The sequence below is a fragment of the Streptomyces piniterrae genome (assembly GCF_005048155.1).
GTDB classification, from domain to species: domain Bacteria; phylum Actinomycetota; class Actinomycetes; order Streptomycetales; family Streptomycetaceae; genus Streptomyces; species Streptomyces piniterrae.
This window is the reverse complement of the sequence record NZ_SUMB01000004.1, coordinates 528126-554301: the sequence shown is the minus strand read 5'-3', so window position 1 is coordinate 554301 and position 26176 is coordinate 528126. Positions and strand designations below refer to the sequence as shown.

Genomic DNA, 26176 nt, shown 5'->3' with positions numbered 1-26176 from the left:
GCGGGAGTCACCGCCACGGAGCGATCACGATGAGCGGGTACGTGACCGCTTCGCCATCTCCTCCCAGAAACGGCTGAGTTCGGCGCGAGCCATGCCCTGCCAGGGTGCCCGCTTGCGGCGCAACCAGGACAGGAAGTTCCACCAGCTGTACCGGCGCAGCAGCGCCTGTTGCTGTCGACAGAAGGTCTCGCGCAGTTCGGCTCGCGGCTGTTCCCCTTTCGCCGGGTAAGGACACAGCTCGAAGGGGCAGTCCGGCAGACAGGTGGTTCCTGGTGGTGCGATCTCGGCCATGCCCACGGTACGGCCGGGCTGCAGCGGGGCACGGTCCTTGGTCATGCAGGGTGGGAGGGCGTACCGGTTCGCCCGTTCCAGGCGAAGTTCGAGTTCGTCGGGTTGTCCGGTTCGCTCCGTGAGGTTGAGCAGGAGAAGGACGTCGGCGAGCAGCTGCTGGGCGCGGGGGTGAAGGGTGCTCCACCCCGTCGATGGTGGGATCCAGAGGTTGTGCTTGCGGTAGGCCCGGGGATCGGCGGCACGGGAACCCACTTTGTCCACGGTGCCCTTCTCGTCGATCCAGATGAACCGTTCAGGGTGCCCCGTCTCCAGAGCCAGGGTCGCGAAGTCGGCTGCTTCGGCGACGAAGGGGTGCAGACGATCCCCCTTAGGGGTGCGGTCGCCCACATGGGCTGCGTGCAGATCCCGCTTGCTGCCGGCCATCGCGAGCCAACGCCCCACCACCTGGGCCGGGTCGGCCGTCGGCCGGTGCGAGGAGTCCTTCTGGTCGTCCTTGAGCGACGCGCTTCCGGAGCTGACTCGCATGTCGGCGTTGCGGTCCGTGGTGGAACCTTTGTCTCTGTCCGGCAGCTCCCACAGACACAGCGCATGGATCAGCGTGAGCTGCGAGTACCAGAAGCGGGCATGAGCGAGCATGTTTTCCGCCTGTTCAACCAGGTAATTCCGGGCCTCGGTGGATGCGTTCGGGTGCCGCTTCCTCCGGTTGGCCGCGCTCTTGAAGCCTTGTGCGAGGGCGATTTCCAGGGAGATCGGCAGCTCGGCCCGGTTCCTGGAGGAATGCTCCGGCTCCAGGTGCTGGATCCAGCAGCGGAGCCGTTCCTCCGCCTGGCCCCGGTGCTTCACGCTGACCGAACCCACCATCATGGGAACGAGCCAGGCCCGCATGACGAAAGTCCGCCAGATCTTGCTCCGGCGCTCGTCGTTCCTTCTCTTGTGGTCGAGATACTGCTCGCGCTCTTCCTGTCCGTCGCCGTCAGAGACCCGTTGAAGCAGTCTCTCGCGCTCTTTGCGCTCCTCGTCCCGCTGCTGGCGGAATTCCTCCTCGTACTGCACCCACGGGTCGTCCCTGTCGGGGGCGTTCCGCTCCGGCAGGGGGAACCTCTTGCGCAGCGTCTCGAACGCCTCGTCGCCTCCTGCCCCCATCTCCTGTGCGATGCCCAGCCTGATGGGGTACGAGGGCTCCAACGTGCCCAGCATGAAGAACTGGTCATAGGCGGGCTGTATGCCGTGGACAGGATCTTCACTGCCCGCCTCGGCGATCGCCCGGAGAGTCTCACCAAACACCTTCACGAGCGCCTCTTTCGCCTCGTCGAGCGTTCGCCGGTCACCCGCTTTGATATCCGGCCAACGACGGGAGAGGGAATCTGCTATCTGCTGGTGCTGCGATCCGCCTGCCGCCCTGTCGACCTGGAGTGCGGCACCGTATATCTCGAAGGACTTTGCGTCATTACGCGCCTCCGCGGCATCGAGAAGTTGCTGGGCGACTTGTTCTTGCGATTCCCCGGGAGCCGTACGGGATTGCAGGGCGAGAGCGATGAGGAGCTCCCGTCCCGGACCGGCCTCTTTCATCAGGGAAGCGTTCACAGAACCGCGCAGGGAGGCATCGAGATACGCGGATCCGAGATACGCCTGGAGGACACTGTGTGGGAAGCGGACTCGCTCGCCATGTGCCTCCACCAAGCCGAGTTGCTCGCCCTGCGTGGCGTAAAGGGACAAGAGGGTGATACACCGATTCCTGTTGGTTTCAGGGTAGTCCTTGAATTTTTCTGCGAGCGCTTTCCGGATCCCCGCAAAGGGTGGTTCCTGGTGGGCGGAATCGCCAGGATCGCTCGACGCGCCTTCCGTCGGTCGGCCGCAACCTTCGCCCTCCGGGCCGATCAAATCCTCGAACCTGACCTCCAGTTTGTCCTGGAGAAGTCCTATGCAGGCGAGAGCGGACATGACCTCCACGGTATGTTCCCGCTCCTCGGTGGTCAGCGCGAGATCGCCATGGAGATGCCCCTGGATGATGGCCTTTCGCCATGTTTCGAGCAGCCGCAGCCTGAGCGTCAGCCGATCGTGGCAGCGGGTGTCGAGTTGAGCCCACTCCTTACCGCGGGTCAGGTGTTCCAGTAGGTGATGCTGCCGCAGTTGGTGCGCTATCTGCAAATACAACGGGGACTCGGTAACGGCGGCTGTTTCGACGATCCAGTCCAGACGGTGTCCGTTGGAGTCCGGGGTGCCCTTCTGCAGGTATTCCAGTGCCGCCTCCTCGCTGAGGGGTTCGAGATCGATGATCGCGGCCTGGCTGTCCTCAAGGGGGGAATGCGGACGGGAAGCGATCACGAGAGGGAGATTCTGTTTCTCCGCCCGCCCGATCGCATGTCGGATGAGGATGTCCCGGTCCTTCTGTTTCTCACCTTCGGAGAAGGTCTCTTCCAAGCCGTCCGCGATGATTACGGCCTTGTCGTCCATGCACAGTTGGCTCCATACCCGTTCGCTGTGCAGCCTGGACAGGACTCCCCGGTCCACCTCTTCGCAGAAGCGTTTCTTGGCCATCTCGCCGAAGTCCAGTTTGGCGCCGTCCACATCGGCGTCCCGAAGCCGGATCGGGACCGGAACGGCGCCCTTTTTGGCCAGCATTCGCGTCAACTGCACAAGCACCGCGGTCTTCCCGGTCCCCACGCCACCGACCAGTAGGTAGGGACGCCGGACGTCACGACCGCGGAGGGCTCGCGCGATAACCAGGCAGAGCTCCTTCCGGCCGACCACTTCGTCGATGGTCGTCCCCGCCGTGGGCACCAGTTTGCGCGGGTTCTTCTTGGCCGCGTCACTTATCGGCTTCCGCCCTTTCCGATATTGAAAGATCAGAAATATGGAAGCCGCCAGCCCGAGGGCCAGGAAGGGGGAGAGGGATGAGTACACGGTCTGGCAGGCGTTTCCCGAGCCCTTGCACCATTCCTGGATCGGGGACGGCGCGCGCCGGACCACCGCGGACAAGGCGAAGCCGAACCATGCCAGGACAATAAACGCAGCTACACCGGTCAGAATTGTCCTTACCGGCCGCTTCCTCCACCATCTTCGGGCAGGAGCGACTTCGGGACGGGCCGCCCAGCGCACACGTAGCATGCGGGAATAACGCAGAGCGGCCCCACTCCCACGCGACCAGAGGCGTCTGGCGCGGGGCAGGCGCGTCGCATTGCGTGGCCTGACCTTGCCTTTGGGGTGTCTTATGACATGGCTCATTTCTCAGCCCCTGTCCTTCAGCTCCACCTCGCCTCTGGGGATGTCGAGTAGCCGAGCCGGACAATGCGCAGCCAGTCCTCCACCAGCCGGCAGACCGTGTCCATTTGGGGCAGGGCCGGAGTGCGGTCGAAGCCGGACAAGACATCAGGGGCGAGCTGGATACGGGCACGCAGGCGCAGTTGACTCCGAGGCGGCCCGGCGAAAGCGATCCAGTGCCCCGCCCCGGTGGAGACCCGTAGGAGATCCCTGCCCGCCGCAAGGCTGAACTCACCGAGCAGGGAGAGGCGCACGCCCGCCGCCTCCGGGGCCGGATACGGCGCGCACATCCGCGCGCTGTCCGAACCGACCGGCGCAGTCCGGCTTATGGCCCGGGTGTCCCGGGCCGCAGCGTCAATCGATGCCGTGTCCGGGCCGCCCAAGGCGGCCACACCCATCCGGTCCTTGCGGCTCATGATCTCCGCATCTCCTGGTGGTGCACCGGGTCAGTCGGTTCGCAAACCGGCCCTACGTACCATTCCCATGGTGCGCCCGAAGCCGGTGGACGGCGAATCCAGGAGCCGATGACCTGGACGAGTTCGGTGGGATCATGCCCCTCCCCGTCCCTCGCCGGCTCCACTACGCCGCCGACGCCACCGCCCCCGCGTCCGCGCGGGAACCTCGATGCTTGGGCTGTACGGTCCGGGCGAGGACACGCACTGGTCGCGGGTCTCGATGGTCCCGCACAGGGGGCTCGTTGGGCTGCACCGCAACCCGCCGGAGCGGGCAGTGGTGTGATGCGGCGGCTCAACTCCCTTGCGGCTGGCGACCCTTGCGGTTGATCTTCATGGTGTCCATGTCGGTGGCCGAGGAGCGCAGCTCCCGGTAGCCGAGCCCCGCCGCCTTCAGCGCGGTCTCCGCCCTGTCCTCGGCGAGCGCGGCCGCCATCTCCTCGCCGTCCGACGCGTCCGAGACGATGACATAGCGGTATGTGAACGACTGCAGGGCGGCGTCGTAGGCGAGCGAGCCCTCCGGCGTGAACCGCAGCTGCGACAGCCCGTGGTCGTTCACCTCGGCGAGCAGCTTCGCCCGGGACTCCGCCGTCAGGGCGTCCCACTTGCCGCGGACGATCACTCGGTAGGTGTGCTGCGTTGCCATGGTGCCGCGTTCCGTTCGCCGCCGGTCGGCCGCGGGTGCGCGCGGGCCGAAGTCCTCTGTTTCGAAATCGCAGCCTATTTCGGGTGGGTGCGTTGGTGCCTTTTCTTTTTCGCGGTTTCGCGGTTTCGCGGCTTCGGGGGGCCGGCGGGCTGGGGGCGAAGGGCCGGCAGGGACGGGCCCGGCGGGATCTGCCGGGCCCGTCCTACAGCGTTATGCAGCGTCATGCAGTGTCATGCCACCTCATCACGCGTCATCCCGCGTCACGCCCATGCCCGCCGCAGCGCCGAGGTGACGCGTTCGATGGCTTCACGGGCCTCAGGGATGGCTGCCGGCATGCTGAAGAACCCGTGGATCTGACCCTCGTAGCTCACCTGCTCCACCGCGACACCGGCTTCGCGCAGCCGCTGCGCATACGCCTCGCCCTCGTCGCGCAGCGGGTCGTATCCGGCCGTGATCACCAGCGTCGGTGGGGCGGCGGTCAGCGTGGCGGCGTCCGCGTACAGGGGCGAGACGCGTGGGTCCTTCAGGTCGGCGCCGGTGCCGTCGAGGTAGTGGCCCTGGAACCAGGCGAGCGCGTCCTTGGTCAGCATCAGGCCCTCGCCGTTCTCGTGGTACGAGGGGAAGGGGTGGGTGAGGTCGGTCGCCGGGTACACCAGGACCTGCTGGGCGAAGGTGCCCGGCAGTGCGTTGGCGAGTACGGCGCTCAGGTTGGCTCCGGCCGAGTCGCCGCCGACGGCCATCCTGGTGGTGTCGCCGCCGAGCGCTCCGATCTCCCGGGACACCCACTTCGCGACCGCCGTGACGTCCTCGACAGCTGCCGGGAAGGGGTGCTCCGGCGCGAGCCGGTAGTCGACGCTGACCACAAGGTTGCCTGCGAGACCGCACAGATCCCGGGCCGTCGCGTCGGATGCGGCGGCGCTGCCCAGCACCCAGCCGCCGCCGTGGATCCAGATCAGGACGGGGTGCGGGCCCTCGCCCTCCGGCCAGTACAGCTTGACGGGAACGCCGTCGGCCACCGCGTCCTCGGCTCGGGCCACCGCTGCCGGTTCGCCGCCGAGGTCGGCCCACATCCCGTCCATCGCCGCACGGGCCACGGCTGCGGGAAGTTCGTGCAGCTGGGGAGCGCCGGGCTGCATGGTCATGTCGAGCAGGGCTCGGGCCGCGGGGTCGAGGGGCGTTCTGGTGGTGATGACGATCTTCCCGCACAGATGGCCGTCGTCGAGGCGACGGTAGGCCTCGGCCGCCTGCTCCAGCGGGAAGGCCGCCTCGATGGGCATACGCAGGTGGCCGTCCTCGATCATGGGCAGGACGTCGGCCATGACCTGCGGTATGGGGAGCATGTCGCGGGAGAAGCGGACGCCGTGCCGGGTGGCGTTGAGGTCGGCGATGGTGACGACCTTCTCCGGGTCCCCGGTCAGTTCGATCGACAGGGGCAGGACGCCGCGTCCGGAAGCGTCGAGGACGACGTCGATGCCTTGCGGAGCCGCGGCGTCTATTCGTTCGGCCAGGCCGTCGCCGTAGGTGACCGGGATGGCGCCGAGCTCGCGGAGGAAGGGGTGGTTGGCCTCGCCGGCGGTGCCGATGACGGTGGCGCCCCAGGCGCGGGCGAGCTGGACGGCCATGACGCCGACACCGCCGGCTGCGGCGTGCACCAGCAGGGTCTGGCCGGCACCCAGGCCGAGTTCGCGCAGGGTGCGGTACGCGGTCTCCGCGGCGACCGGCAGTGCGGCGGCCTGCTCGAAGGTGAGGGCGTCGGGCTTGGCGACGATGTTGCCGGCGTCGGCCAGTGCGTGGGTGGCGACGGCGTCCAGCTGGGCGGTGCGTCCCAGCACCGGCTGGCCGGTCTTCCACTGCGTGACGCCGGGGCCGAGGGCGTCGATGACACCGGCCATCTCCAGGCCCAGCGGCTGGGGTTCGGCGGGGGCCTCCTGGCCGGGAGTGAACAGGCCACGGCGCTTCTTGGAGTCCAGGGCGTTGGCGCCGGCGGCGTGGATGCGGACGCGGACCTGGCCGGGGCCGGGCTCGGGCAGCGGAACGTCGGCCAGTTCGAGTACCTCGGGGCCACCGTAGGCGGCGTGCTGGAGTCTGCGGGCGATGGCGCTCATGACAGGTCCTTCGGGTGGGCGGTGCAGGTGTGGAAGAGGGGGCCGGGGCTCGGCGGGAGTGCGCCAGGGGCGGGTCGGTCCGCCGTGCCCCGGCCGGCTGCGGTGCGCGTGATCAGGCGGGCAGGGCCGGGTAGTCGGTGTAGCCGCGCTCGTCGCCGCCGTAGAAGGTGGCCCGGTCGGGCTCGTTGTAGGGACCGCCGGCCGCGAGGCGGCGGGGCAGGTCGGGGTTGGCCAGGAACAGCGCGCCGAAGGCGAGCATGTCCGCGGCGCCGTCCTCGATCAGGCCGAGGGAGGCCTGGCCGGTGGGCTCGGGGTGTGTGAACGGGTTGAGGACGAAGGTGCCGGGCCAGTCCTTGCGCAGACGCTGGGTCAGGCTCTGGTCGGGGCCTTCGAGCACGTGCAGATAGGCGAGGTCCAGCGGGGCGAGACCGGCCACCAGGGCGGTGTAGGTCTCCTCCAGGTCCGCCGGGTCCGTCTCGGCGATGTCGTTGAAGGGGGTGCCGGGGGAGATACGGATGCCGGTCCGGTCGGCGCCGATCGCCTCCGCTACGGCCGCGGCGACCTCGACGGCGAAACGCACCCGGCCCGCGGCATCGCCTCCCCAGGCGTCGGTGCGCTGATTGGCGTTGGGGGCGAGGAACTGGTGGATCAGGTAGCCGTTCGCGCCGTGGAGCTCCACGCCGTCGAACCCGGCGGCGATCGCGTTGCGCGCCGCGTCGGCGAAGTCGGCGATCGTCCGCACGATCTCGTCGTGGGTCAGCTCGTCCGGCGTGACGAAGTCCTGGGGGCCCTGGTGGGTGAACACCTGGCCCTTCGCGGCGACGGCGGAGGGGCCCACCGGGATCAGACCGTCGGGCAGCAGGCTGGGGTGGCCGACGCGGCCGGTGTGCATCAGCTGCGCGAAGATCACCCCGCCCTCGCGGTGGACCGCGTCGGTCACCTGCCGCCAGGCCGCGACCTGCTCGGCGGAGTGCAGACCCGGGGTGTCGGGGTAGCCCTGGCCGACTACCGACGGCTGCACGCCTTCGGTGATGATCAGGCCGGCGCCGGCCCGCTGCGCGTAGTAGGTCGCCATCAGCTCCGTCGCGGTGGCTCCCGGTCCGTAGGCGCGACTACGGGTCATCGGCGCCATCGCTATGCGGTTGGCCAGACGCTTGCCGCCCAGCTCGATCGGCTCGAACGCGGTCGTCATGATCATTCCCTTGGTCAGGAGCGGGAGGCTGCCTGGTTCGGCGGCACTCCTTCGGTGTGCCGGCGCTCTCTCGGTCGAGGCGCCGCGATTACCTGTTCGAGCAAGTAAATCACGACGCCTCTTCCCGTACTGATCTGTGACCTGCGCCACATCGGGGCGTTTCACCTGGTCTTTCCGGGCGATCGCGGGAATGCGGCGTGGAGCGGAAGGGCGGCTATCCTGATTACTGTCCAGTCAGTTTCAACCGGAGAAAGGGCGGATTCTCGATGAGCCGGGCAGCCAACCGGGACACCCAAAGCCAGCCGAGTCAGCCGGGCCGGCCGAGCCAGCAGGGCCGATCGTCGAACGCGACGCAGGCCTCCTCCTCGGTGCCCGTGCCCGCCGCCGCCCACGCGGGGCCGGTCAGCCACGCGATCTTCCGGGTGGCCCGTCTGCACCGCATGATCGCCGGGCAGCTGCTGCGCCGCGTCGGCCTCCACCTCGGCCAGGAGCTGGTCATGATGCATCTGTGGGAACTCGGTCCCCAGCGGCAGACCGATCTGGTGCGCCTGATCGACTCCGACGCCGCCACCATGACCCGCAGCATCAAACGCCTGGAAAACGCCGGCTTCGTTCGCCGCCGCCCCTGCCCCGACGACAAACGCGCCGTCATCATCGAACCGACCGCCGCCAGCCAAGCGCTACGCCGGGAAGTCGAATCCATCTGGGCCGAACTCGAACGTGCCTCGACCGGCGACCTCACCCCCGATCAGCAATCCGAAACGCTGCAGGCCCTGCGGCGCATCGAGGAAAGCCTCGCCCGCACGGCCGCCGGCGCGCCCCCGGCTGATGAGGGATGAGCCCGCAACCCGTCATTCGCTCCACACGGCCGACCTCGACCACCGTGCCGCAGATGCGGGGTTACACCGGCGGATGGGGATCGGTCTCCGTGCACGCCTTCGGCTTGGTCCGGTTGTCCGAGGTACACGTGTAGAGAACGCTCTTTTTGCCGTCCGTACCGTCGGCGTAGACGGGAACGGTCACGGAGAATTGGCCGGCGCCGCCGTACGTCGTGTCGCGGTCGGTGGTCAGGCTCCAGGTTCCTGTGATCGTTTTCCGCAACTGGCTTCGCGCGAACCATCCATAGGTGTTGGGCTTGAGGGTGATGGTCGTGTCGCCGGACTGCGTGTTCGTTTCACTCCATTTGGAGCTGTACGACGCTGTGATCGCGAGCTCGACTTCGGCCTTCACCGGCGCGGTGCTCGGCGTCCCGAGGGTGACGCTCAAGGTGGAGGAGACGCTCCACATCTTCTCCCAACTCTGCGCCTGCGACCAGGACATCTTCACCTGTTGATCGCTGGTGGTGCCGTTGACGTAGGCACCGTAGGAGCCGTCCGCCACATTCACGGGATCGTCCAGAAAAGCCGGGGAGTCGCCGGTCTTCGAGTAGAGCGCTTTTCTGATGACGCCGGAATCGGAGGTGACCGAATTATCTTCCTGGGGTGTCACGTTCTCGGAATCGAGCTGCTTCACCCCGTACATCTCCGCCATGGAGTTCAGGTGCTGGGCGGTGCCGTCGGCACCCCATTGATTCCAGTCGAAGCCGTACCAGGTCTGCGACTTGGCCCCGGCTGGATGTACCAGTTCTGCGAGCTGCTTCCGATGCAGTCCCACTGGTAGAGGCCGCCGTTCACCACGTCGGAGTTCGGCGATGACCCGTCGACGGCGTCGGCGCACTTTCCGCTGTGTGCGTTGCGGAGGGTGAACGTCCCGTCTTTGTTCGAGACGAAGGACCACGTCTGGTTGCCGGTCGGGGCGCCGCCGCTGGAGGCCCCGCCATTGCTTTGCCAGGTCTGGATTCTGGTGCCGTTGTCGGTGCTGGATCCGGTGTCGTCGAGGGCAATTGACGGCTGGTTGGATCCCGATCCCAGTGCCGACCACAGGCTCTTGCAGCCCGCCGGCATGGATGAACAGACATCTTCGGCATGGGCTCTTCCTGCGCCCATCGGCGAAATCAAGGTACCGAGTGCTGCGAGAGCAGCCACCAGGATTATCAACGCGATCCTGTGTGAACGTCGTCGCACCATATTCACCATAGGTTCGTCCTCTGCCTTGCACATGGCATCGTGCTTCCTGCGGAAGCCTTGGGGGGGGCTCGCTGCCTGGCCGCTTCCAGCGGTCGACACAAGGAGATCCTGGACGTGAACCTGTCCGCCCTGGGGCGGGAGAACTACGTACTCACATACGTGTGTTTCGGGTACGTACGGTCAGCTGACGGTCAACTGACGGCCGGCTGGTGGAACTGGCCGCCCCGGAGGGCACATCCCGGGCTCGAACCCCCGGAGAAGTTGCTCAAGTTCGGGACGGGATGCGCCAGAGCGGAGCCTGGTACTGCCCGGGGCGACTGCTGAGCAGCAGTGCCCTGAGGTCGTGGCGCTGCCGGCCGCCGAGGCCCAACGCTTCGGTGAGTCGGCGGAACGTCGTATGCGTGATTCCGCGGTCCCGGGCACCGGCCTCGAACTCGTCGAGCTGGTGGAGTACGGCTGCCGGATCGAGTTTCTGTGTCGGCTGGGAGCTCAGCCAACTGGCCTTGTCCCGTTCGTAGTCGATCTCGGAGAAGCCGCAGATCTCACGGCTGTACTCCTCGACCTCGTGCAGGCTCTCCGTTTCGAGAATGGCGCGGGCGAGCCGGTTGCGGTCTAGGGCTTCGTCCAGATCGGCCTCGTACACGACAGGGCTCTCGTCGGTGAGTGGGACCGGTAGGCCGGCGTCTCTCACCTCGCACCGACCGCGGGCGCCCCGTGCCGTGGCGGCCAGCATCGCCGTGGCCTCGGAAGGGTGCCACTCCAGGACCGGGCCGACGGGCTGGACATGCTCGGCGGTGAGTGCCAGGACGGTGGCGCTCATGCGGTCGCGCAGGACGTCGGCGGGGAGTTCGCCGTCGAGGCCGGGGCCGGCGACCAGGAGCCGTACGGGGAAGTTGAGCTCGCAGCATGCCGCGAGGGTGAGCGCGTCGGCGAGTGGACTGCGGAGTGTGGGCTCGTCGCCCCGGGCGAGGATGTCGCCGCCCACGTCCAGGAGATCGACGGAGTCCGGCTCCAGGTGTCGGACGAGTTCTTCGAGCTGGCGAACCATGCCCTCGGCGCCGTGGTGCGGATCGATGAGCGCGAAGGTCTGCGGCAGCTCCGCGGCCAACCCGGGAAGCGTGGAGCCGGCCGGGGGAACGGGTGCCGCGTCGCCGGGAACCGCCTGGACGCTCCGGGTGAGGGGGCGGAGGCCGGTGAAGTTGTCCGGCCCCCTTGGGCCGGGAACGGGATCGACGAGGAGCCGGTCCCAGGCGTAGGTGAGCACCATCGCCGGAGTTTCGCCGCCGTAGAGGGCGGCATCCAGCATCGCAGCGGCGACGGCGTCGCCACCTCCTCCTGCTGCCACGATCAAGCGCGTCATGTGCGTCAGCGTACGGCCGCCGTACTGGCGGCTCATGCGAAGAAGGGCATGGTCGGGGCCTGTGTCGCGGCGATGCGCCGGAGGACTCCTGGAGTACCGGGCCCGGCCGGGGCGTGGACCTGCTCTGCTGCCCCCGGTCCGTGCCCGGTACTTGACGCGGCGTCTGATCAAGCGGTCCGAGCGGCCGCGCCCTGCCTGGCTCAGACTTCCACGGTCGTGAGCTTGTGGGGGTTGCGGACGCAGTACACGGCCGTCACGACGCCGTTGCGAACCTCCATGGAGGTGACCTGGTCGAGCACTCCGTCGAGGAGAACGGCCACCGAGTGCATTCCGTTGTAGGTACCGAAGCGCACGTCGAGTCGACCCATCCGGGCGCCCTTGGCCAGGAGGCCGATGACCAGCCGCGCCACCTTGTCCGGACCGTGCACCGGACGCCGAACGGCAGTGACCACGCCGCCGCCGTCGGCGAGGTACACCACGTCGGGTGCGAGTACGTCCATCAGCCCCTGGACATCGCCGGTGGTCGCCGCGATCGAGAATCGGGCGGTCACCTCGGCCGCCTCGGCAGGCGAGGCGACGGCCGTGTGCCGCCTCGCGTGGACCTGCTTGCGGGCGCGCTGGTTGAGTTGGCGCACCGCCGCCTCGGACTTGCCCACCGCCGCGGCGATCTCCGGGTAGCCGAAGCCGAACACCTCGCGGAGCACGAACACGGCACGCTGGGCCGGCGTCAGCAGCTCCAGCACCAGCAGCATCGCGGTGGTCACGGCTTCTCCGGTGAGCACATGGTCGATGCCGTCGGGCCGTCCACCCTCGGCGTTGTCGGTCGCCAACGGCTCCGGCAGCCAGGGCCCCACGTACTCCTCCCGTCGGCGGGCGGCGGAGCGAAGCACGCCGAGCGCCTGCCGGGTGACGATCTGAGCGAGGTACGCCCGGGGGTTCGCCACCGAGGTGACGTCCACGGTGCGCCACCGAAGGTAGCTGTCCTGCACCACGTCTTCGGCGTCGACCACCGACCCCAGGATCTCGTAGGCGATCGAGAACAGCAGCGGGCGGTGAGTGGTGAACTCGTCCTCGGGGGGCGTCTTCTGCTCGGTCACTTCGCCCCCGGCAGCCAGGCGTAGTTGGCAGTGCGGGAGCCGTACTTCGCATAGCGGCACACGCGTTCCTTGGCAACGGCTGCGGCGCGCCCGGCGATATACAGCCGCCGTACCGTGTCGTCCCTGCGACTGGCCTGGATCAGTGCGTCCTTGCGCCCCAGGCTGAGGGCCTGTCCGGCGTACCCCATGGAGTACGGCTCGGGCTTGCGCCCCTTGACGATGCGGATCAGGTTGTCGGCCGCATGCGCACCCTGCGGCGAGGCGGTCGCGCAGCTCGACCGCGCGCCCGGAACCGCCGCACAGTCCCCGACGGCGAAGATGCGCGCGTCGTTCACACTGCGCAGGAACTCATCCACGACCGCACGCCCTTCACCGTTCACCTCCAGCCCGCTGCGGGCGGCCAGGTCGGGAACGCTCGCCAGGATCGCCCACAGTGTGAGGTCCGAGACGAACTCCGCGCCCGACCGCAGACGCACGACGCTGTCTCCCCGCCCTGACACGAGCGTCACCGCCACGACCATGTCCTCCACGACCTCCACCCCCAGCCGTTCCAGTCCGGCGCACACCCGCTGCCGCGCCCCGGGGGAGAGGCTTGCCGCGATCGACGGCCCCACCAGTCGCACATGCAGATCGGGCCGTGCCCCGGCCAGCTCGGATGCCGTCTCGACGCCCGTCAGGCCGCCACCGATGACGGTAACGGCATCTCCGGCCGAGAGCTCGGCCACCCCGGTGCGAGCCTGCTCGGCGCCCTCCCACGTCCCCACCGGGACCGTTCCCGGCATCGGCACGACGGTGCTTCCGACCGCCATGAACAGGTAGTCGAACCCGAGGCCGGCACCGTCTTCGAGGGTGACGCAGCCGTCGCCGATCGTGTCGACGGTGCCGACACGCGAAGTGATCCCCGCGCGGAGCATCGAGGTGAGCGGTGTCGCCGCCCGGCCCGTCCCGGCGATCTGCTCGTGCAGCCGCACCCGCTCGACGAAATCCGGGCGTGGGTTGATCACCGTGATCCCGGCCTCCGGCACCTTCTTCGCCAGCCGGTTCGCCGCGATCGTTCCCGCATAGCCGGCGCCCACCACGACGACCCTCATGTCTGCCTCCCGTTGTGAAATCGGATCACATACGGGATGCCGCCCACCGTCCTCGTGTGACGCACCGGCGAAGTGACCTGCGTCACCATGTTCGTGCGCATACGGCTCCGGGCGTCCGGCCACCGCCTCTCGGCCGTCCCCTCGGGGGCGAAAAAGCAGCGACCAAGCCGGCACGCCCCGTTACGATCTCCGCTATGCGCCGCACCGTACTCATCGACGCTCCGTCCAACCTGGGACTGCGGCCCCCCGCGCCCGGCACCGTCCCCGGCTGCTACAAGCTCGCCGGTGCGCTGCGTGAGCAGGGCCTGCTGCGGCGGCTGGGCGCGCTGGAGGGCGGGGTCGTGGTGCCGCCGCGTTACGACCTGGGGGACTGGCGGGAGGGCGACGGCGACTTCAACGCCGCCGCCATCGCCGACTACACCCGCAGTCTCGCCAAGCGCCTCGAAGGGCACGTACTCGGCGGCGACTTCCCGGTGCTGCTCGGCGGCGACTGCAGCATCCTGCTCGGCACCGTCCTCGCGCTGCGCCGGCTGGGGCGGTACGGCGTGGCCTATCTCGACGGGCACGGCGACTTCCGGCACCCCGGCAACACGGATCTGGCCGGCCCGTTGGGTGCCGCGGCGGGCGAGGGCGTCGCCCAGATCACCGGGCGCGGCCAGGCCGACCTCACCGACATCGACGGGCTGCGGCCGTACGTCCGGGACGAGGACGTCAGCCTGCTGGGCATCCGCGACGCCGACGAGGACCGGCCGGAGCTGACCACCCGCGGCATCCGCCACACCCCCGTCGGCGAGATCCGGCGGCGCGGCCCGGACGCCGTGGCCCGTGAGACCCTCGCCCACCTCCAGAGCCCTCCGCTCGACGGCTTCTGGATCCATCTCGACGCCGATGTCCTCGACCCGTCCGTCATGCCGGCCGTCGACAGCCCCGACCCGGACGGCCTGCTCACCGGCGAACTACGGGACCTGCTCGGCCCGTTGGCCGCCTCGCCGCGCTGTGTGGGCATCGATGTGACCATCTACGATCCGGACCGCGACCCGGAGGGGACCGGCGCCGCGCTGCTCGCCGACCTCCTTGAGAGTGTCTTTGCGCAACCCTGACCTCAGCTGTCCGCAATACGCCCTGTTCAGCGGGGCGTTGGCGGGGTTCCATGGTCAACAGGGGGCCGCCGCAGCCGGGGCGGCCCGGTCCTACCCTGCGAGGCAGCCGTGGCCACGAGAGTGCGACGCACCACCCTGACCCTTCCCGCGGCCCCCATCGGCCCGGACAATCCCCTCCCCGCGCTGCGCGGCCCCGGCGGCGTGCACGGCGTCGAGATACCCCGGGACGACGACGCCGGGCCGCCCGCCGACATGGCGCGCCAGATCGGCTACCGTCCGCTGCGCTCGATCCTGCCGACGCCGCTGCGCGACGGCTACCGACGCGACCGCCGGGACACCGTTCTTGACGCCCTGGTCATCGAGAACGACCGGCTGCGCGCCACCGTCCTGCCCGGCCTCGGCGGCCGCGTCCACTCCCTCCACCACAAGCCCACCGGCCGTGAACTGCTCTACCGCAACCCGGTACTTCAGCCCGCGGCCTTCGCCCTCAACGGCGCCTGGTTCTCCGGCGGCATCGAATGGAACATCGGCGCCACCGGCCACACCACCCTCTCCTGTTCCCCGGTGCATGCCGCCCGCGTCCCGGCGCCGGACGGCGGAGAGATGCTCCGGCTGTGGGAGTGGGAGCGGCTGCGCGATCTGCCGTTCCAGGTGGACCTGTGGCTGCCGGACGGCTCCGACTTCCTCTACGTGGGCGTACGCATCCGCAACCCGCACCATGAGACCGCGCCGGTCTACTGGTGGTCCAACATCGCGGTCCCCGAACGGGAGGGCACCCGCGTCCTCGCACCCGCCGACGCGGCCTGGCACTTCGGCTACGAGCGCACCCTGCGCCGCGTCCCGGTCCCTGACTCCGACGGCACCGACCGCAGCTACCCACTGCGCAGCGCCTATCCCGCCGACTACTTCTACGACCTGCCCGAGGGTGCTCGCCGCTGGATCACCTCCCTCGACGAGGACGGCCGCGGTCTGGTGCAGACGTCCACCGACGCGCTCCTCGGCCGCAAGCTCTTCCTCTGGGGCGCACAGCGTGCCGGGCGGCGCTGGCAGCAGTGGCTCACCGAGCCCGGCACCGGCGGCTACGCCGAGATCCAGGCCGGCCTGGCCCGTACCCAGCTGGAGCATGTGCCGCTCGACGGCGGCGCCGAGTTCGCCTGGCTGGAGGCGTACGGGCCGCTGGCCGCCGACCCGGTGGCGGCGCACGGGGAGGACTGGGGCGCGGCCCGTGCCGAGGTCGCCGCCCGGCTGGAAGCGGCCCTGCCGCGGGCGGACGTCGACGCCGCCTACGCCGCCTGGCGGCCGTACGCCGACACCGCCCCCAAGGAGTCGCTGGCCACCGGCTCCGGCTGGGGCGCCCTCGAAGTCGCCCGCGCGGGGCTGGACCTGCACGGTACGCCGTTCGACCCGGCGACCCTGGGGGAGGAGCAGCAGCCCTGGCTGACCCTGCTCAAGACCGGCGACCTGCCGGGCGCCGGCCACCTTCCCGGGGCGATCGTCGTCTCACCGGCCTGGCGCGAACTCCTGGAGTCCGCACGGCCGGGCCCGGCCACCGACTATCACCTCGGCCTCGCCCAGTGGCACGCCGGCGACCGCGCCCAGGCCGTCCGGAGCTGGGAGCGCGCGCTGGCGCACGGCGCAGGCTTCCTGCCGCGGTACTGCCTGGCCGTCGCGGAGTCCGAGGCGGGCGATGCGGGGCGCGCCGCCGACCGGTACGCGGAGGCGTTCGCCGACGCGCTGCGGGCTGGGGGATGCGGGGACGCCAGAGGAGCCGGGGGAGGCGGGGGAGCCGCCGACCCGACCGTCCGTCTCTGGCGTGCGGCGCTGCCCGCGCTCGCCCGGGAGGCGGTCCCCGCGCTGCTCGCCGACGGGCGGGCCGGGGCGGCCGCTGATCTGCTGGCAGGGCTCTCTCAGGACGACCTGGCCGACGGCCGGTTCCGACTGCTGACCGCCCGGGTCCTGCTCGCCCAGGGGCAACCGGCCGCGGCCCGCGAGATCTTCGACGCCGGTTTCGAGATCCCCGATCTCCGGGAGGGCGACGAGATCCTCAGCGACACCTGGTACGCCATCGCCGAACGCCTCGTCGCGGCCGGCGGCCCGGTGACCGACGACGTACGCGCCAGGGCCCGTACGGAGCACCCGCTTCCGGAGCGGTACGAGTACCGGATGCGGCCGGTGTGACGGGAAGCGCCGCCACCGCCAGCGAGTTACGCCATTCGGTGAGCTTGTGCGCGATCGCGGGAATGATCCGCGAACGATACTCGTTGTGACGGTCATGAAGGCAATCACCACGAACAGTTACGGCGGCCCCTCGGTCCTTGAGTACACCGACCAGCCCGATCCGAAGGTGGCGCCCGACTCGGTCCTGGTCCGGGTGAAGGCGGCCGGCGTCAATCCCGTGGACTGGAAGATCGTCGGGGGCTATCTCGACGCGATGCTGCACTCCCACTATCCGCTGATCCCCGGATGGGATGTCGCGGGCGTGGTCGAGGCGGTCGGCGCCGATGCCACCGAGTACGAGGTCGGCGACGAGGTCATCGGCTATGTCCGCAAGGACGAGGTGCAGCACGGCACCTTCGCCGAGCTGGTCGCCGCCCCGGTGCGGACGCTGGCGCGCAAGCCGGCCGCGCTCAGCTGGCAGCAGGCCGCGGGTCTGCCGCTGGCCGGGCTGACGGCCTATCAGGCGCTTGGGCGGGTCGGTGCGAAGCGGGGTGAGACGGTTCTGGTGCATGCCGCGGCAGGTGGCGTCGGTTCGCTCGGCGTACAGATCGCGGTGGCGGAGGGCGCCCGCGTGATCGGCACGGCCAGCGAGCGCAACCATGACTTCCTGCGGTCCCTGGGAGCCGAGCCGGTGACCTACGGCGAGGGGCTCGCCGACCGGGTGCGGGCGCTGGCTCCTGAAGGCGTGGACGTCGCGCTGGACTTCGTCGGTGACGGGGTCATCGATGTCTCGCAGGAGCTGCTGAAGGATCGGACGCGGGTGGTGTCCATCGCCGACGGCGAGGTGAAGGCGAAGGGCGGTCACCTCGTATGGGTGCGGCCGGACAGCGCCGATCTGACGGCGCTCGCCGAGCTCGCGGATGCCGGCAAGCTCAGCGTTCCCGTCGAGGCGACGTTCCCGCTGGCCAAGGCCGCCGAGGCGTTCCGGCTCAGCATGGCCGGCCGGGCCCGCGGCAAGATCGTCCTGGAGGTGGATGTGTCCTGAGACGTGCCTGCCTGACCGCCGAGGGTCCCACGCCTACGGCCCTGCTCTGGCCGCTGCCCCTGGCCCAACTCCCCGCCTCCGAACGGCCGTTACTGTGCCACGCTCGGCCATTCGGGAGAGCGGCCGAGCAGCGCCAGGATGCGGTCCAGCGTGGTGGCCTCCTGCGGGCGCTCCAGGAGGTCCGGGCGCTCCAGGATGGGGGCGAACGCGGAGTCCGCGGCCTCGCGGGCCTTGCCACCCGGCACCGCCTCGGCGATCGGCAGCGAGCGCGCGAGGATGTCCGCGTCGAACTCCACGCTCCGGCCCAGGGACGCGGCGACATCCCAGGAGTGCACCACGTAGTCGATGAAGTGGAAGCCCATCGATGTCGTGGCGGGGAGCATGATGCCGTCCCTGATCTCCGGCAGCCAGAACTTCCGTTCCGTCACGCCTTCCTCGTTGAACGCGGCGACGACGTCACGGGCCGACGCGGCGAAATCCGCGCCCGGGTCCTCGCCCACCGGCCGGTCGGCGAACACCGACGCATCGCTGGTCTCGCCGCGCGCCACCGCCGCGAAGCCATGGTTCTGGCCGACCATGTGGGCCAGCAACTGCCCCAGATCCCAGGCCGCGCACGGCGTGGGCAGGCCCAGTTGGTCCGGGCGCACCCGGCTCACGACCTCGGTGGCGATGCTCATGACGGTGCGGTGGGCCGCGAGGAAGTCGTTCACGCGTCCTGCTTCCGGTCGACGTACTCGAAGACGGAACCGTCCGGATGGCGGGCGACCAGATTGCGGCCGATCGGGGTCGGCAGCGGGCCGGCGATGATGTCCGCGCCGACCGCCTTCAAGTCGACGACCGCCTCGTCCACATCGCTCACGGCGAGGGTCGCGGTGATCTTCCGCAGCACCGACAACTCGGCCTCGGGGCCGCTCATCAGGAAGAAGCACCCGACCGCCGCGACCGCGACGCCGCCGCGCTGAAAGCGTATGGCTTCGGCGCCGGTCAGCCGTTCGTAGACGCCGATCGCGGCATCGAGATCGCCGACGCACACCCGCAATGAGGTCCCCAGAATGTCCATACGGGCAAGCCTAGTTGAAGGAATTCCGGGGTGGGGGAGCGGGCGATCATTGACCCGACCAGCGACCGGATCAGGGAGACGGCGCGGGGCGACGCGCGGTCACTCGGCCATGACCAGCCCGTCGTCGGCCGCGCCCCGGGAGAGCACGAGGGCACCGATGTCGTCACGGGCGCGCAGGTAGTCGCTACGCCCGGGGTCCCTGGTCAGCGCCATCGCGAGGTCGATGACGCGGAACCCGCCCTTCGGGTCGGCGAGTTGGGGCAGGAACTCGGCCCTGCGGACGGCCCAGCGGGCATCGTTCCCCGGCTGCCGGGCGAAGGTGAAGCGGGCCATCGAGCTCTCGTTGGCGCGGGCGTCGAGCGTGCCCCGGACGGTGGGCACCCGGCCCGTGAGCTGGTCGCCCAGGCCGTAGACGACCCAGGTGCCGTTGACCTTCTCGTACGCCTGCGGGGCATGGGCGCCCGTGCCCAGGATCAGATCGATGTCCGGCCGTCCCGCGGTACGCGCGGAGGTCAGTGCGCGGGCCAGGGCGCGTTGTTGCCCGTCGGGCGCCTGCTGCCACTCCGTGCCCCAGTGGACGCTGACGACGACCACGTCGGCGCCGGCCTTACGGGCGGCCCGCGCATCGGCGACGATCTTGTCCCGGTCGATCAGATTGACCGCCCAGGGCTGTCCACCGGGCAGCGTGGTGCTGTTGGTGCCGTGGGTGCCATAGGTGTAGGAGAGCTGGGCGACCTTCGCCGGTCCGGCCTTGAGGAGGGTGGGCCGGCCGGCCTCGGCGGTGGAGCGGGCCGAGCCCGCATGGCGCAGACCCGCGGCGTCCATGGCACCAAGGGTGCGGCGTACGCCGTCCGTACCGTCGTCGAGGGCGTGGTCGGAGGCGGTGGAGCAGGAGTCGTAGCCGGTGTGCTTGAGGGCGGCGGCGAGCTGCGGCGGGGACGCGAAGGGGGGACGACCGGAGAGCGGGCCGCCCTCCTTGCCGTAGACCGCCCCCACATGGCATATCGCCAGGTCGGCGCCGGAGACGACCGGTTTCACCCCGGCCAGCATGGCACGGAAGTCATGGCCGCGGCCGTGTGCGTCCTTGCGGGACTGCTCGATGACCTCGCGGTGCGGGAGGACGTCGCCGGCGGCCAGGAGGGTGAATTCGGGGGCGGCGACGGCCTGGGCGGCGTACGACCCATCCGGGCTCAGGGCGGGCGGGGGAGCGTCGTACTGCTGGGCGCCACAGCTCGCCGCCAGCACGGCCAGGGCTGCCACGGCGGCCGTGCGGGGCCTGCCTGCTATCTGGTGCGCTATTCGCTGCACGCCGGCCATGCGGTGTCGGGCAACGGCTCGTAGTTGGGTCATGGCCCATCCATACCGGGGCAAATAGGAAAATATGTCGGACGGGCGTCGGATTGGGCCGTTCGTGCGTTCACGCCGGCGTTCCGTTGACGGAGCGGCCGGAGGAGATGGCCGTGCGACTCTGGTGGCCATGATCAGGAATGCCGCGGGAGCCGGCTTGCCTATAGCGGGCTGGCAGTCGGCCGTCCTGCCGCTGTTGGGCGACTTCGCCGCGCAGGACGCCCGTATCCACAGCATCCGTCCGTACGGCTCGGGCGCAGGCGAGGGCGACGACATCGATCGTTGGTCCGACCTGGACGTCGAGATCGTCACCCCGGAACCGGCGACCGTGGCGGAAGCCTTCGCCGAACGGGTCGAGTCCCGTCTCGCGCCTGTCTTCGCGTCCAGCCGCAGCGGCGACGCCCGTCGCCACACGCTTCGGCTGGTGCTGGTCGACCTGCGCCGGATCGACATCACGGCGGTGGTTCCCATGCACCACACCGCGGCCCCTCCGCCCGGCGAGACCGCCCCGGACAAGGGCAGTCCCATGGCTGAGCTGGCCAATGACTTCCGGTTCGACGCGGTGCTGGCCGCGACCAAAGCCGCTCGTGACGACATGCTGATCGGCGGACACCTGACCCTGCAGCTGGCACGGCACGTCCTCGTCGCCGCCATGCTGCTCCGCGATCGGGAGGCGGGAACAACTCACCACCGTTTCGGCGGAACGCGATGGGATGCCTGGGCGGCGGCTCTGAAGGCCGCGCCCGCCCCGTACACCCGGTGCGACATCACGGCGGCCGTCAGGCACTACACGAACGCGCTGGAGGAACTGCTCGCGGCATGGGACCCGGAGGCCCGGCCCGATCATGGGCCGCTGCTTGCCCTGCTGGACGCTGTAGACGCAGTGGACGCCCACGTCTCAGCCCCACGTCTCGGCCCACGAACAGGCCGCTGAAGAGGGTCAGTTCCGATTCAGGGTGCGGGTGATACCAGCGAGTACCGCGGTCGTCAGGATCCATCCGGCCGCGACGAGAGCGTAGGACAGCCAGGCGGCCGTTCCCCCCTGCCAGTACCAGGATGTGCGTTGGCCGAGACCACCGATGGGGATCAACAGGTCGAGGGTGTAGACGAAGGCGTTGAACGGCGGCACCTGTCCGGGTTCGGTCGGCCGGGGCGAGTGCGCACCGAAGACCGTGGTGCCGAGCAGGACGAGCGCCGCGAGCCACACGCCGGCGAGCCAGGGGCGGTAGCCGTAGCCAACCGTGCCGTCCAGGAGGTGGCCCCACAGGCGGGCCGGGAGACCCAGGGTCTTCCTGCGGTGGCGCTGTTTGGCCAGCATGACGCGTCGCGCGTCGTCGTCGTGACCGAGCCGCCGGTACCAGGCGGCCAGTTGCTCGTACGGCTGCGCGGCATAGCCGGGATGTCGGCGTATCCACGCCACACGGCGCCCCACGGAAGACCCCTGCCCCGCGGAAGACGCCTGGAGTTCGGTGCTGTCGTGGAGGGAGCCGTAGGTGAATCCCTGGAGCCGTACGGTGTCCGGCCAGGCGCCCGCTCGGTCGTGGACGGTCCCAGCCCGGGCATCCTGCAGGTCCACCGGGCCGGACGGCGGCTCGGCCGGGGTGAAGACGAAGGCTCCCGCCTGCATATGGGTGCAGTCCAGTGCGGTGCCGCGGGCTTGTAGGACGGCGTTGTCGAGGGTCAGCTGGTCCGCTATCTGCGCGCCCCGCAGACTGACCGTCCCTTCGGCTGTGAAGCCCTCGGACATCGCCAGGCTGCTCACCACAGCGCGGTCGGCGAGAAGCGCGACGCCTTCGGGATGCCGTAGCCGCGCCTCCTCCATGTGCAGGCCGCCGGGCAGGTGAGCCCCCAGGAGTCGTATTCCGCCGTGCACGATGGTTCTACGGCAGAACAATCCACCTTCCATGGCGAGTCCGCCGGCCACGAGAGCCCAGTCGCCGGGGTGGGAGATGACCGCGTCACTGAGTATCAACTCACCTGCCAGGCGCGCGTTCACCAGCTCGAGACTGCCGCTCAGGACCGTGCGGCGAAGGACGACCCGGCCCTCCACCCGGGCCATGGTCAGGTTGAGTCCCGGAAGTCTGCTGCCGGTGATCTCGACCGTCCGGGTCGTCGCGCCGTAGAGCCCGACGCCCCGCTCGAACCAGCATTCCTTGAACCACATGCCGTGCTCGATGTCGGCCCCGCTGAGATCGAGCACGCCGCTGATCCGGGCCCCTGCGATCCGCAGCGCCGGGATGCTTCCGGGTTGCCCCGGGTTCCCGCCGAGGAGAAGAGCCCGTGCGACACCGGCCCTGATCGTCCGCTCGGCATCCCAGTCACCCCCGTTCTCGGGGTCGTCCTCCGGACCACCCGTACGGAAGTCCACCAAACGGCCAGTGAGATAGGCGTCCCACAACTGCCGCTCTGCCGACGTGAGTTCCTCGTACGAGTGCATTCCGGAAGACTAACCGGCGGCGGTCGTAGGCTCTTGAACACCGGCGGGGGCCGTCCGGTGAGTCACATCCGACCCACCGGACAGGCCCTCGACCGGGCTGGGCCCGCCTGTTACGCGGGGGTGAGCCGCTTGACCCAGGTGACCGCGCTGCTGCTGCCAGGGGCCTGGATGAAGACCCGTGCGGGAATGGCTACGACATGCTCCTGGTTGCTGCTGTCCAGGTCGCGGACGACGATGTAGCCGGTGTAGGTGGCGCCGTTGGCCCGGCCCTCCAGAATGCCCTTCTTGCCCGCCGGCACGTTGATCTCGACGTCCGACTCCCGGGTGTTCTGCACCTTGGTGGTGGAGGTGGAGCTGTAGCTGTAGGTGAAGCTGGCCTCTGCGGCGCCCGATCCGCCGTCGCCGCTGATGGTGGGCGTGATCTTGCCGCCCACCTGCCAGCCTTCGGTCGTGCTCTGCTCGTCGGCGACGGACGCCGTGACCTTGTAGGTGAGCTTGCCCTCGCCCGTGAGGCCGTCGCTGGCGCCCCGCTGCGGGTACTTCTCGTCGACCTTCCCGACGAACATGCAGGGCGCCGCCTGACCGTAGTACGGGCTCTGGGAGTCGGTGTTGGTCATGTTGCAGTACTGCTCGGCGCTCTGCCCGCCGGACAGCTGGCTGTCCTTGGTGTTCTGGCGGATGTCGGTGCCGCTGGGCTTGGTCGCGTCGGCCCATCCGTCGACCAGGTGCTTGGCGCTCTCCCGCAGCGGCGCGGAGTGCTTCTCGTCGGCCGCGTACTGCGTCGCCGCCGCCTGGGCGTCCTTTACGGCCTGTTCGGGGTCGTATTTGCTCTGCACGTCCGCCAGGGTGAATGCCTTGTCCTTGTCGACCCCGGCCGGATAGCCCATGGAGGATTCCGAGGAGTTGACCGGATCCGTCTTCTCCATAGCGGCGAGGACGTCCTGGTCGGACTCGTAGGTGCCGTCGGCGACCTTCGCGGGCTGACCGTCGTCGGCGAAAGCGGGGCTCTGGGAACCGATCAGGGATATGCCGGTGAGGAACGCGGTGGCGAGCGCCCCGGCCATCACACTGCTCTTGCGCCGGCCCAGAGTGGGCTCGGTCTGCAGTTGCGTTGACACACGGTCTCCTATCATTCGGGCATCGGCCGCTTGAGGGCCGCGCCGATTCGTGGGGGGAATGCGGCACACCGGATTTGACGCACCTCGCCAGCCGTGATTCCCAGACCGCTCCGGGAAACGTCAGACTGTCGATGTGTGCGTCGAAATAACGGAGTTGGCGTTCTGAATGGAGGTGGGGGTGGGATGGCCGCGGCAAATAACCTAGAAAGTTACTATTGCGTTCGCCCGTAACGTTTGTAACAGACGTAACTCAGTCGCACCGCGGGGCGATCACGCCAGCCGCACAATGCGCCGCGTTAACCCGCCAGTAATACGTGGAAGCTGTTTACGCCCCTGCCACTGCCTGGTCCGCAGTTGTTCATGACCCGTGGAACAACGCCGTTCTCGGATGCCCGGTCTCACTCGGTGACCGCAAGCACCCCGGCGCACCGACATCCCGAAGGGCCACTTCCGAATGCGCACCCACAGCACCGTCGTTGCCACCGCCACCTTCGCCCTCGCCCTCGGCTCAACCGCCCTCGCGGCGCCGGCCGCCCAGGCGGCCCCGAGGGCCACGGCCACCGTCGTCCACGAGGACGGTGAGCTCTGGTACAAGGCCGCCCCCGGCCAGCAGAACAAGCTGACGGTCGACGAAGAGGTCGAGCACCGCGGTGAGTTCGCGTCGTACTACGTCCTCACCTTCCGCGATCGGTACGACATCGCCGTCGACGCGAGTGCGGCGAGCGCGGACGAGTGCACGTACCCCACGCGGGGCGACCGCACCGTCGTGCGCTGTGCGGTCGAGATCCCGCAGAACTCTGATGACTCGGACAGCTACGACATCGACCTCGGCGACAAGGACGACACCGCGACGCTCGAACCGGACAGCGACGCATGGGCCGGCGTCTACGGCGGCAAGGGCAACGACGTGCTCAAGGGGTCCGCGTCCGCCGTGCTCCACGGCGACGAGGGCGACGACCGCCTCGACGGCGGCGGTGGTCCGTTCGGCTTCGGCTCTTTCGGCGGCCCGGGGAACGACACCCTCACCCACTGCGGGCAGGACTGCTCAGGCGGAGCCGGGAACGACTCCCTGACCGGTACCGGCGAGGAGAACAACCTGCACGGCGACGACGGCAACGACGTCCTGCACGGCAGCGGCGGCGCCGACGTCCTTTACGGCGGCAAGGGCAACGACAGGCTTCACGGCGAGGCGGGTGGCGACACACTGTGGGGCAACAGCGGTGACGACGTCCTGTGGGGCGGCGCGGGCACCGACAAGCTCTCCGGCGGCCCCGGCCGCAACGAGCTGCACCAGGACTGAGCTCGGCGCTGCCGGAGATCTTGGATGGTGGGGCGCTGTCCGCTGCCTGTCGCCCGCTGCCCGCTGCCCGTGGCGGTGCCTGGGGTGAGGCGCGGCCTACCGCGCCTCACCCGGCGTGTCGCCGTTCACGCCCGGCACAGGATCTCGCCATGCAGGACGGCGAACCAGCCGTCCTCGTGGGCGCCCCACTGCCGCCATGCCTGCGCGATGCGGGTCAGGTCCTCCGGCGTGGCGTGTCCGCCGTCCACCGCGATCCGGGCGTACGACGAGGCGACCGTGCGGTCCGCCCACAGCTCGCTCCACCAGGTGCGCTCCTGCGGGGTGTGGTAGCACCAGGTGCTCGCGGTGGCGGTGACGGCGGTCCGGTCGAAGCCGGCCCGGCGTGCCCAGGCGTGCAGTCGGCGTCCGGCGTCCGGCTCGCCGCCGTTGGAGCGGGCCACCCGCAGATACAGGTCCTGCCAGTCGGTCATGCCGGCGGACTCCGGATACCAGGTCATGGCCGAGTAGTCCGAATCGCGGACGGCGACGATCCCGCCGGGCTTGGTGACGCGGCGCATCTCGCGCAGGGCCTGCACGGGATCGCCCACATGCTGCAGCACCTGATGGGCGTGCACCACGCAGAAGGTGTCATCCGGGTAGTCCAGTGCGTGGACATCGCCGACCGCGAAGCGGACGTTCTCGATCCCACGGTCGGCGGCGGTGGTGCGCGCCTGCTCCAGTACGGCCGGTGCGTGCTCCAGGCCGATGACCTCGCCGTCCGGTACCAGTGCGGCCAGGTCGGCGGTGATGGTGCCGGGGCCGCAGCCGATGTCCAGTATGCGCATGTGCGGTTGCAGTGAACCCAGCAGGTACCCGGCCGAGTTGGCGGCGGTGCGCCAGGTGTGGGAGCGCAGTACGGACTCGTGGTGACCGTGGGTGTAGACGGCGGACTCCTGCGGCATGGTTCGCTCCCTCGCTCGGCCGGATGCGGGCACTGTGTGCGGTGCGGATCGCTGGTCACAGCGTACGCCGAGGTCTCGTATGTTGAGAGACGTGTCTCGTAATTCGGGAT

General features: G+C 69.6%; 21 protein-coding genes and 2 pseudogenes. 6 read left to right on the top strand and 17 right to left on the bottom strand.

Annotation, left to right across the window (positions count from 1 at the left end):
• Positions 1-24: 24 nt before the first annotated feature.
• The 6 genes and pseudogenes from FCH28_RS15000 to FCH28_RS14975 form a co-directional block, all read right to left on the bottom strand.
• A complete protein-coding gene (locus FCH28_RS15000; protein ID WP_246102911.1) occupies positions 25-3261 on the bottom strand; it encodes an NACHT domain-containing protein in 3237 nt (1078 codons plus the stop codon).
• A gap of 272 nt (positions 3262-3533) precedes the next feature.
• Positions 3534-3968, bottom strand: a complete 435-nt coding sequence (locus FCH28_RS14995) for a hypothetical protein (protein ID WP_136740355.1) — start codon at positions 3966-3968, stop codon at positions 3534-3536.
• Positions 3969-4299: 331 nt separating this feature from the next.
• A complete protein-coding gene (locus FCH28_RS14990) occupies positions 4300-4650 on the bottom strand; it encodes a DUF6204 family protein (protein WP_136740354.1) in 351 nt (116 codons plus the stop codon).
• Between the two features lie 260 nt (positions 4651-4910).
• Positions 4911-5630: pseudogene (locus tag FCH28_RS39890) on the bottom strand (alpha/beta hydrolase); the annotation flags it as partial.
• Between the two features lie 207 nt (positions 5631-5837).
• Positions 5838-6755 (bottom strand): annotated as a pseudogene (locus tag FCH28_RS39885) (NADP-dependent oxidoreductase); the annotation flags it as partial.
• Between the two features lie 112 nt (positions 6756-6867).
• Positions 6868-7947 carry an alkene reductase gene (locus FCH28_RS14975; protein ID WP_136740353.1) on the bottom strand — a complete coding sequence of 360 codons (1080 nt, stop codon included), beginning with the start codon at positions 7945-7947 and terminating at the stop codon, positions 6868-6870.
• A gap of 374 nt (positions 7948-8321) precedes the next feature.
• On the opposite strand from FCH28_RS14975, the gene FCH28_RS14970 reads away from it, so the two are divergent.
• Positions 8322-8786, top strand: coding sequence for a MarR family winged helix-turn-helix transcriptional regulator (locus tag FCH28_RS14970; protein ID WP_246102909.1), 465 nt, complete (start codon positions 8322-8324; stop codon positions 8784-8786).
• A gap of 61 nt (positions 8787-8847) precedes the next feature.
• Here the strand turns inward: FCH28_RS14970 and FCH28_RS14965 are convergent, their stop codons facing one another.
• The 5 genes from FCH28_RS14965 to FCH28_RS14945 form a co-directional block, all read right to left on the bottom strand.
• Positions 8848-9477, bottom strand: a complete 630-nt coding sequence (locus tag FCH28_RS14965) for a hypothetical protein (RefSeq protein WP_136740352.1) — start codon at positions 9475-9477, stop codon at positions 8848-8850.
• 5 nt (positions 9478-9482) lie between these two features.
• On the bottom strand, positions 9483-10022 hold the full coding sequence (locus FCH28_RS14960) for an RICIN domain-containing protein (protein ID WP_169314161.1): 540 nt from the start codon (positions 10020-10022) through the stop codon (positions 9483-9485).
• Positions 10023-10278: 256 nt separating this feature from the next.
• Positions 10279-11373, bottom strand: a complete 1095-nt coding sequence (locus tag FCH28_RS14955; protein WP_136740350.1) for a DUF1152 domain-containing protein — start codon at positions 11371-11373, stop codon at positions 10279-10281.
• A 200-nt stretch (positions 11374-11573) separates the two neighbouring features.
• Entirely contained in the window at positions 11574-12470 is an 897-nt protein-coding gene (locus tag FCH28_RS14950; RefSeq protein WP_136740349.1) for an RNA polymerase sigma-70 factor, read from the bottom strand.
• Positions 12467-13561: an NAD(P)/FAD-dependent oxidoreductase gene (locus FCH28_RS14945; RefSeq protein ID WP_136740348.1), complete on the bottom strand. Its 1095-nt coding sequence runs from the start codon at positions 13559-13561 to the stop codon at positions 12467-12469. The genes FCH28_RS14950 and FCH28_RS14945 overlap by 4 nt, the downstream gene beginning before the upstream one ends.
• Positions 13562-13755: 194 nt before the next feature.
• Here FCH28_RS14945 and FCH28_RS14940 point away from each other — a divergent pair, with 194 nt between their 5' ends.
• From FCH28_RS14940 to FCH28_RS14930, 3 genes are all read left to right on the top strand, one after another.
• A complete protein-coding gene (locus FCH28_RS14940; RefSeq protein WP_136740347.1) occupies positions 13756-14661 on the top strand; it encodes an arginase family protein in 906 nt (301 codons plus the stop codon).
• A 108-nt stretch (positions 14662-14769) separates the two neighbouring features.
• The gene (locus tag FCH28_RS14935) at positions 14770-16839 is read left to right on the top strand and encodes a DUF5107 domain-containing protein (protein WP_136740346.1); all 2070 of its coding nucleotides are present in this window, start codon (positions 14770-14772) and stop codon (positions 16837-16839) included.
• A 94-nt stretch (positions 16840-16933) separates the two neighbouring features.
• The gene (locus tag FCH28_RS14930) at positions 16934-17863 is read left to right on the top strand and encodes an NADP-dependent oxidoreductase (protein ID WP_136740683.1); all 930 of its coding nucleotides are present in this window, start codon (positions 16934-16936) and stop codon (positions 17861-17863) included.
• Positions 17864-17952: 89 nt separating this feature from the next.
• On the opposite strand, the gene FCH28_RS14925 is transcribed toward FCH28_RS14930, so the two are convergent.
• From FCH28_RS14925 to FCH28_RS14915, 3 genes are all read right to left on the bottom strand, one after another.
• Positions 17953-18573: a TIGR03086 family metal-binding protein gene (locus tag FCH28_RS14925; RefSeq protein WP_222852424.1), complete on the bottom strand. Its 621-nt coding sequence runs from the start codon at positions 18571-18573 to the stop codon at positions 17953-17955.
• Positions 18570-18923 carry a VOC family protein gene (locus FCH28_RS14920; protein WP_136740345.1) on the bottom strand — a complete coding sequence of 118 codons (354 nt, stop codon included), beginning with the start codon at positions 18921-18923 and terminating at the stop codon, positions 18570-18572. The genes FCH28_RS14925 and FCH28_RS14920 overlap by 4 nt, the downstream gene beginning before the upstream one ends.
• Before the next feature lie 99 nt (positions 18924-19022).
• Positions 19023-20240 carry a CapA family protein gene (locus FCH28_RS14915; protein ID WP_136740679.1) on the bottom strand — a complete coding sequence of 406 codons (1218 nt, stop codon included), beginning with the start codon at positions 20238-20240 and terminating at the stop codon, positions 19023-19025.
• 160 nt (positions 20241-20400) lie between these two features.
• Between FCH28_RS14915 and FCH28_RS14910 the strand changes: the two genes are divergently transcribed.
• A complete protein-coding gene (locus FCH28_RS14910; protein ID WP_136740344.1) occupies positions 20401-21204 on the top strand; it encodes a hypothetical protein in 804 nt (267 codons plus the stop codon).
• A gap of 6 nt (positions 21205-21210) precedes the next feature.
• On the opposite strand, the gene FCH28_RS14905 is transcribed toward FCH28_RS14910, so the two are convergent.
• Positions 21211-22707, bottom strand: coding sequence for an oxidoreductase (locus FCH28_RS14905; protein WP_136740343.1), 1497 nt, complete (start codon positions 22705-22707; stop codon positions 21211-21213).
• A gap of 110 nt (positions 22708-22817) precedes the next feature.
• A complete protein-coding gene (locus FCH28_RS14900) occupies positions 22818-23825 on the bottom strand; it encodes a hypothetical protein (protein ID WP_136740342.1) in 1008 nt (335 codons plus the stop codon).
• 454 nt (positions 23826-24279) lie between these two features.
• On the opposite strand from FCH28_RS14900, the gene FCH28_RS14895 reads away from it, so the two are divergent.
• Positions 24280-25125: a calcium-binding protein gene (locus tag FCH28_RS14895; RefSeq protein ID WP_136740341.1), complete on the top strand. Its 846-nt coding sequence runs from the start codon at positions 24280-24282 to the stop codon at positions 25123-25125.
• 125 nt (positions 25126-25250) lie between these two features.
• Here FCH28_RS14895 and FCH28_RS14890 read toward each other — a convergent pair whose 3' ends face one another.
• The gene (locus FCH28_RS14890; RefSeq protein WP_136740340.1) at positions 25251-26066 is read right to left on the bottom strand and encodes a class I SAM-dependent methyltransferase; all 816 of its coding nucleotides are present in this window, start codon (positions 26064-26066) and stop codon (positions 25251-25253) included.
• Positions 26067-26176: the final 110 nt, after the last annotated feature.

Excerpts from the sequence above, each read along its gene's own strand:
- FCH28_RS14995 (WP_136740355.1), bottom strand. The coding sequence starts at position 3,968 with ATGAGCCGCAAGGACCGGATGGGTGTGGCCGCCTTGGGCGGCCCGGAC.
- FCH28_RS14990 (WP_136740354.1), bottom strand. The coding sequence starts at position 4,650 with ATGGCAACGCAGCACACCTACCGAGTGATCGTCCGCGGCAAGTGGGAC.
- FCH28_RS14975 (WP_136740353.1), bottom strand. The coding sequence starts at position 7,947 with ATGACGACCGCGTTCGAGCCGATCGAGCTGGGCGGCAAGCGTCTGGCC.
- FCH28_RS14965 (WP_136740352.1), bottom strand. The coding sequence starts at position 9,477 with ATGGCGGAGATGTACGGGGTGAAGCAGCTCGATTCCGAGAACGTGACA.
- FCH28_RS14960 (WP_169314161.1), bottom strand. The coding sequence starts at position 10,022 with ATGGTGAATATGGTGCGACGACGTTCACACAGGATCGCGTTGATAATC.
- FCH28_RS14955 (WP_136740350.1), bottom strand. The coding sequence starts at position 11,373 with ATGACGCGCTTGATCGTGGCAGCAGGAGGAGGTGGCGACGCCGTCGCC.
- FCH28_RS14945 (WP_136740348.1), bottom strand. The coding sequence starts at position 13,561 with ATGAGGGTCGTCGTGGTGGGCGCCGGCTATGCGGGAACGATCGCGGCG.
- FCH28_RS14940 (WP_136740347.1), top strand. The coding sequence starts at position 13,756 with ATGCGCCGCACCGTACTCATCGACGCTCCGTCCAACCTGGGACTGCGG.
- FCH28_RS14930 (WP_136740683.1), top strand. The coding sequence starts at position 16,934 with ATGAAGGCAATCACCACGAACAGTTACGGCGGCCCCTCGGTCCTTGAG.
- FCH28_RS14920 (WP_136740345.1), bottom strand. The coding sequence starts at position 18,923 with ATGGACATTCTGGGGACCTCATTGCGGGTGTGCGTCGGCGATCTCGAT.
- FCH28_RS14915 (WP_136740679.1), bottom strand. The coding sequence starts at position 20,240 with ATGGCCGGCGTGCAGCGAATAGCGCACCAGATAGCAGGCAGGCCCCGC.
- FCH28_RS14910 (WP_136740344.1), top strand. The coding sequence starts at position 20,401 with ATGATCAGGAATGCCGCGGGAGCCGGCTTGCCTATAGCGGGCTGGCAG.
- FCH28_RS14905 (WP_136740343.1), bottom strand. The coding sequence starts at position 22,707 with ATGCACTCGTACGAGGAACTCACGTCGGCAGAGCGGCAGTTGTGGGAC.
- FCH28_RS14895 (WP_136740341.1), top strand. The coding sequence starts at position 24,280 with ATGCGCACCCACAGCACCGTCGTTGCCACCGCCACCTTCGCCCTCGCC.
- FCH28_RS14890 (WP_136740340.1), bottom strand. The coding sequence starts at position 26,066 with ATGCCGCAGGAGTCCGCCGTCTACACCCACGGTCACCACGAGTCCGTA.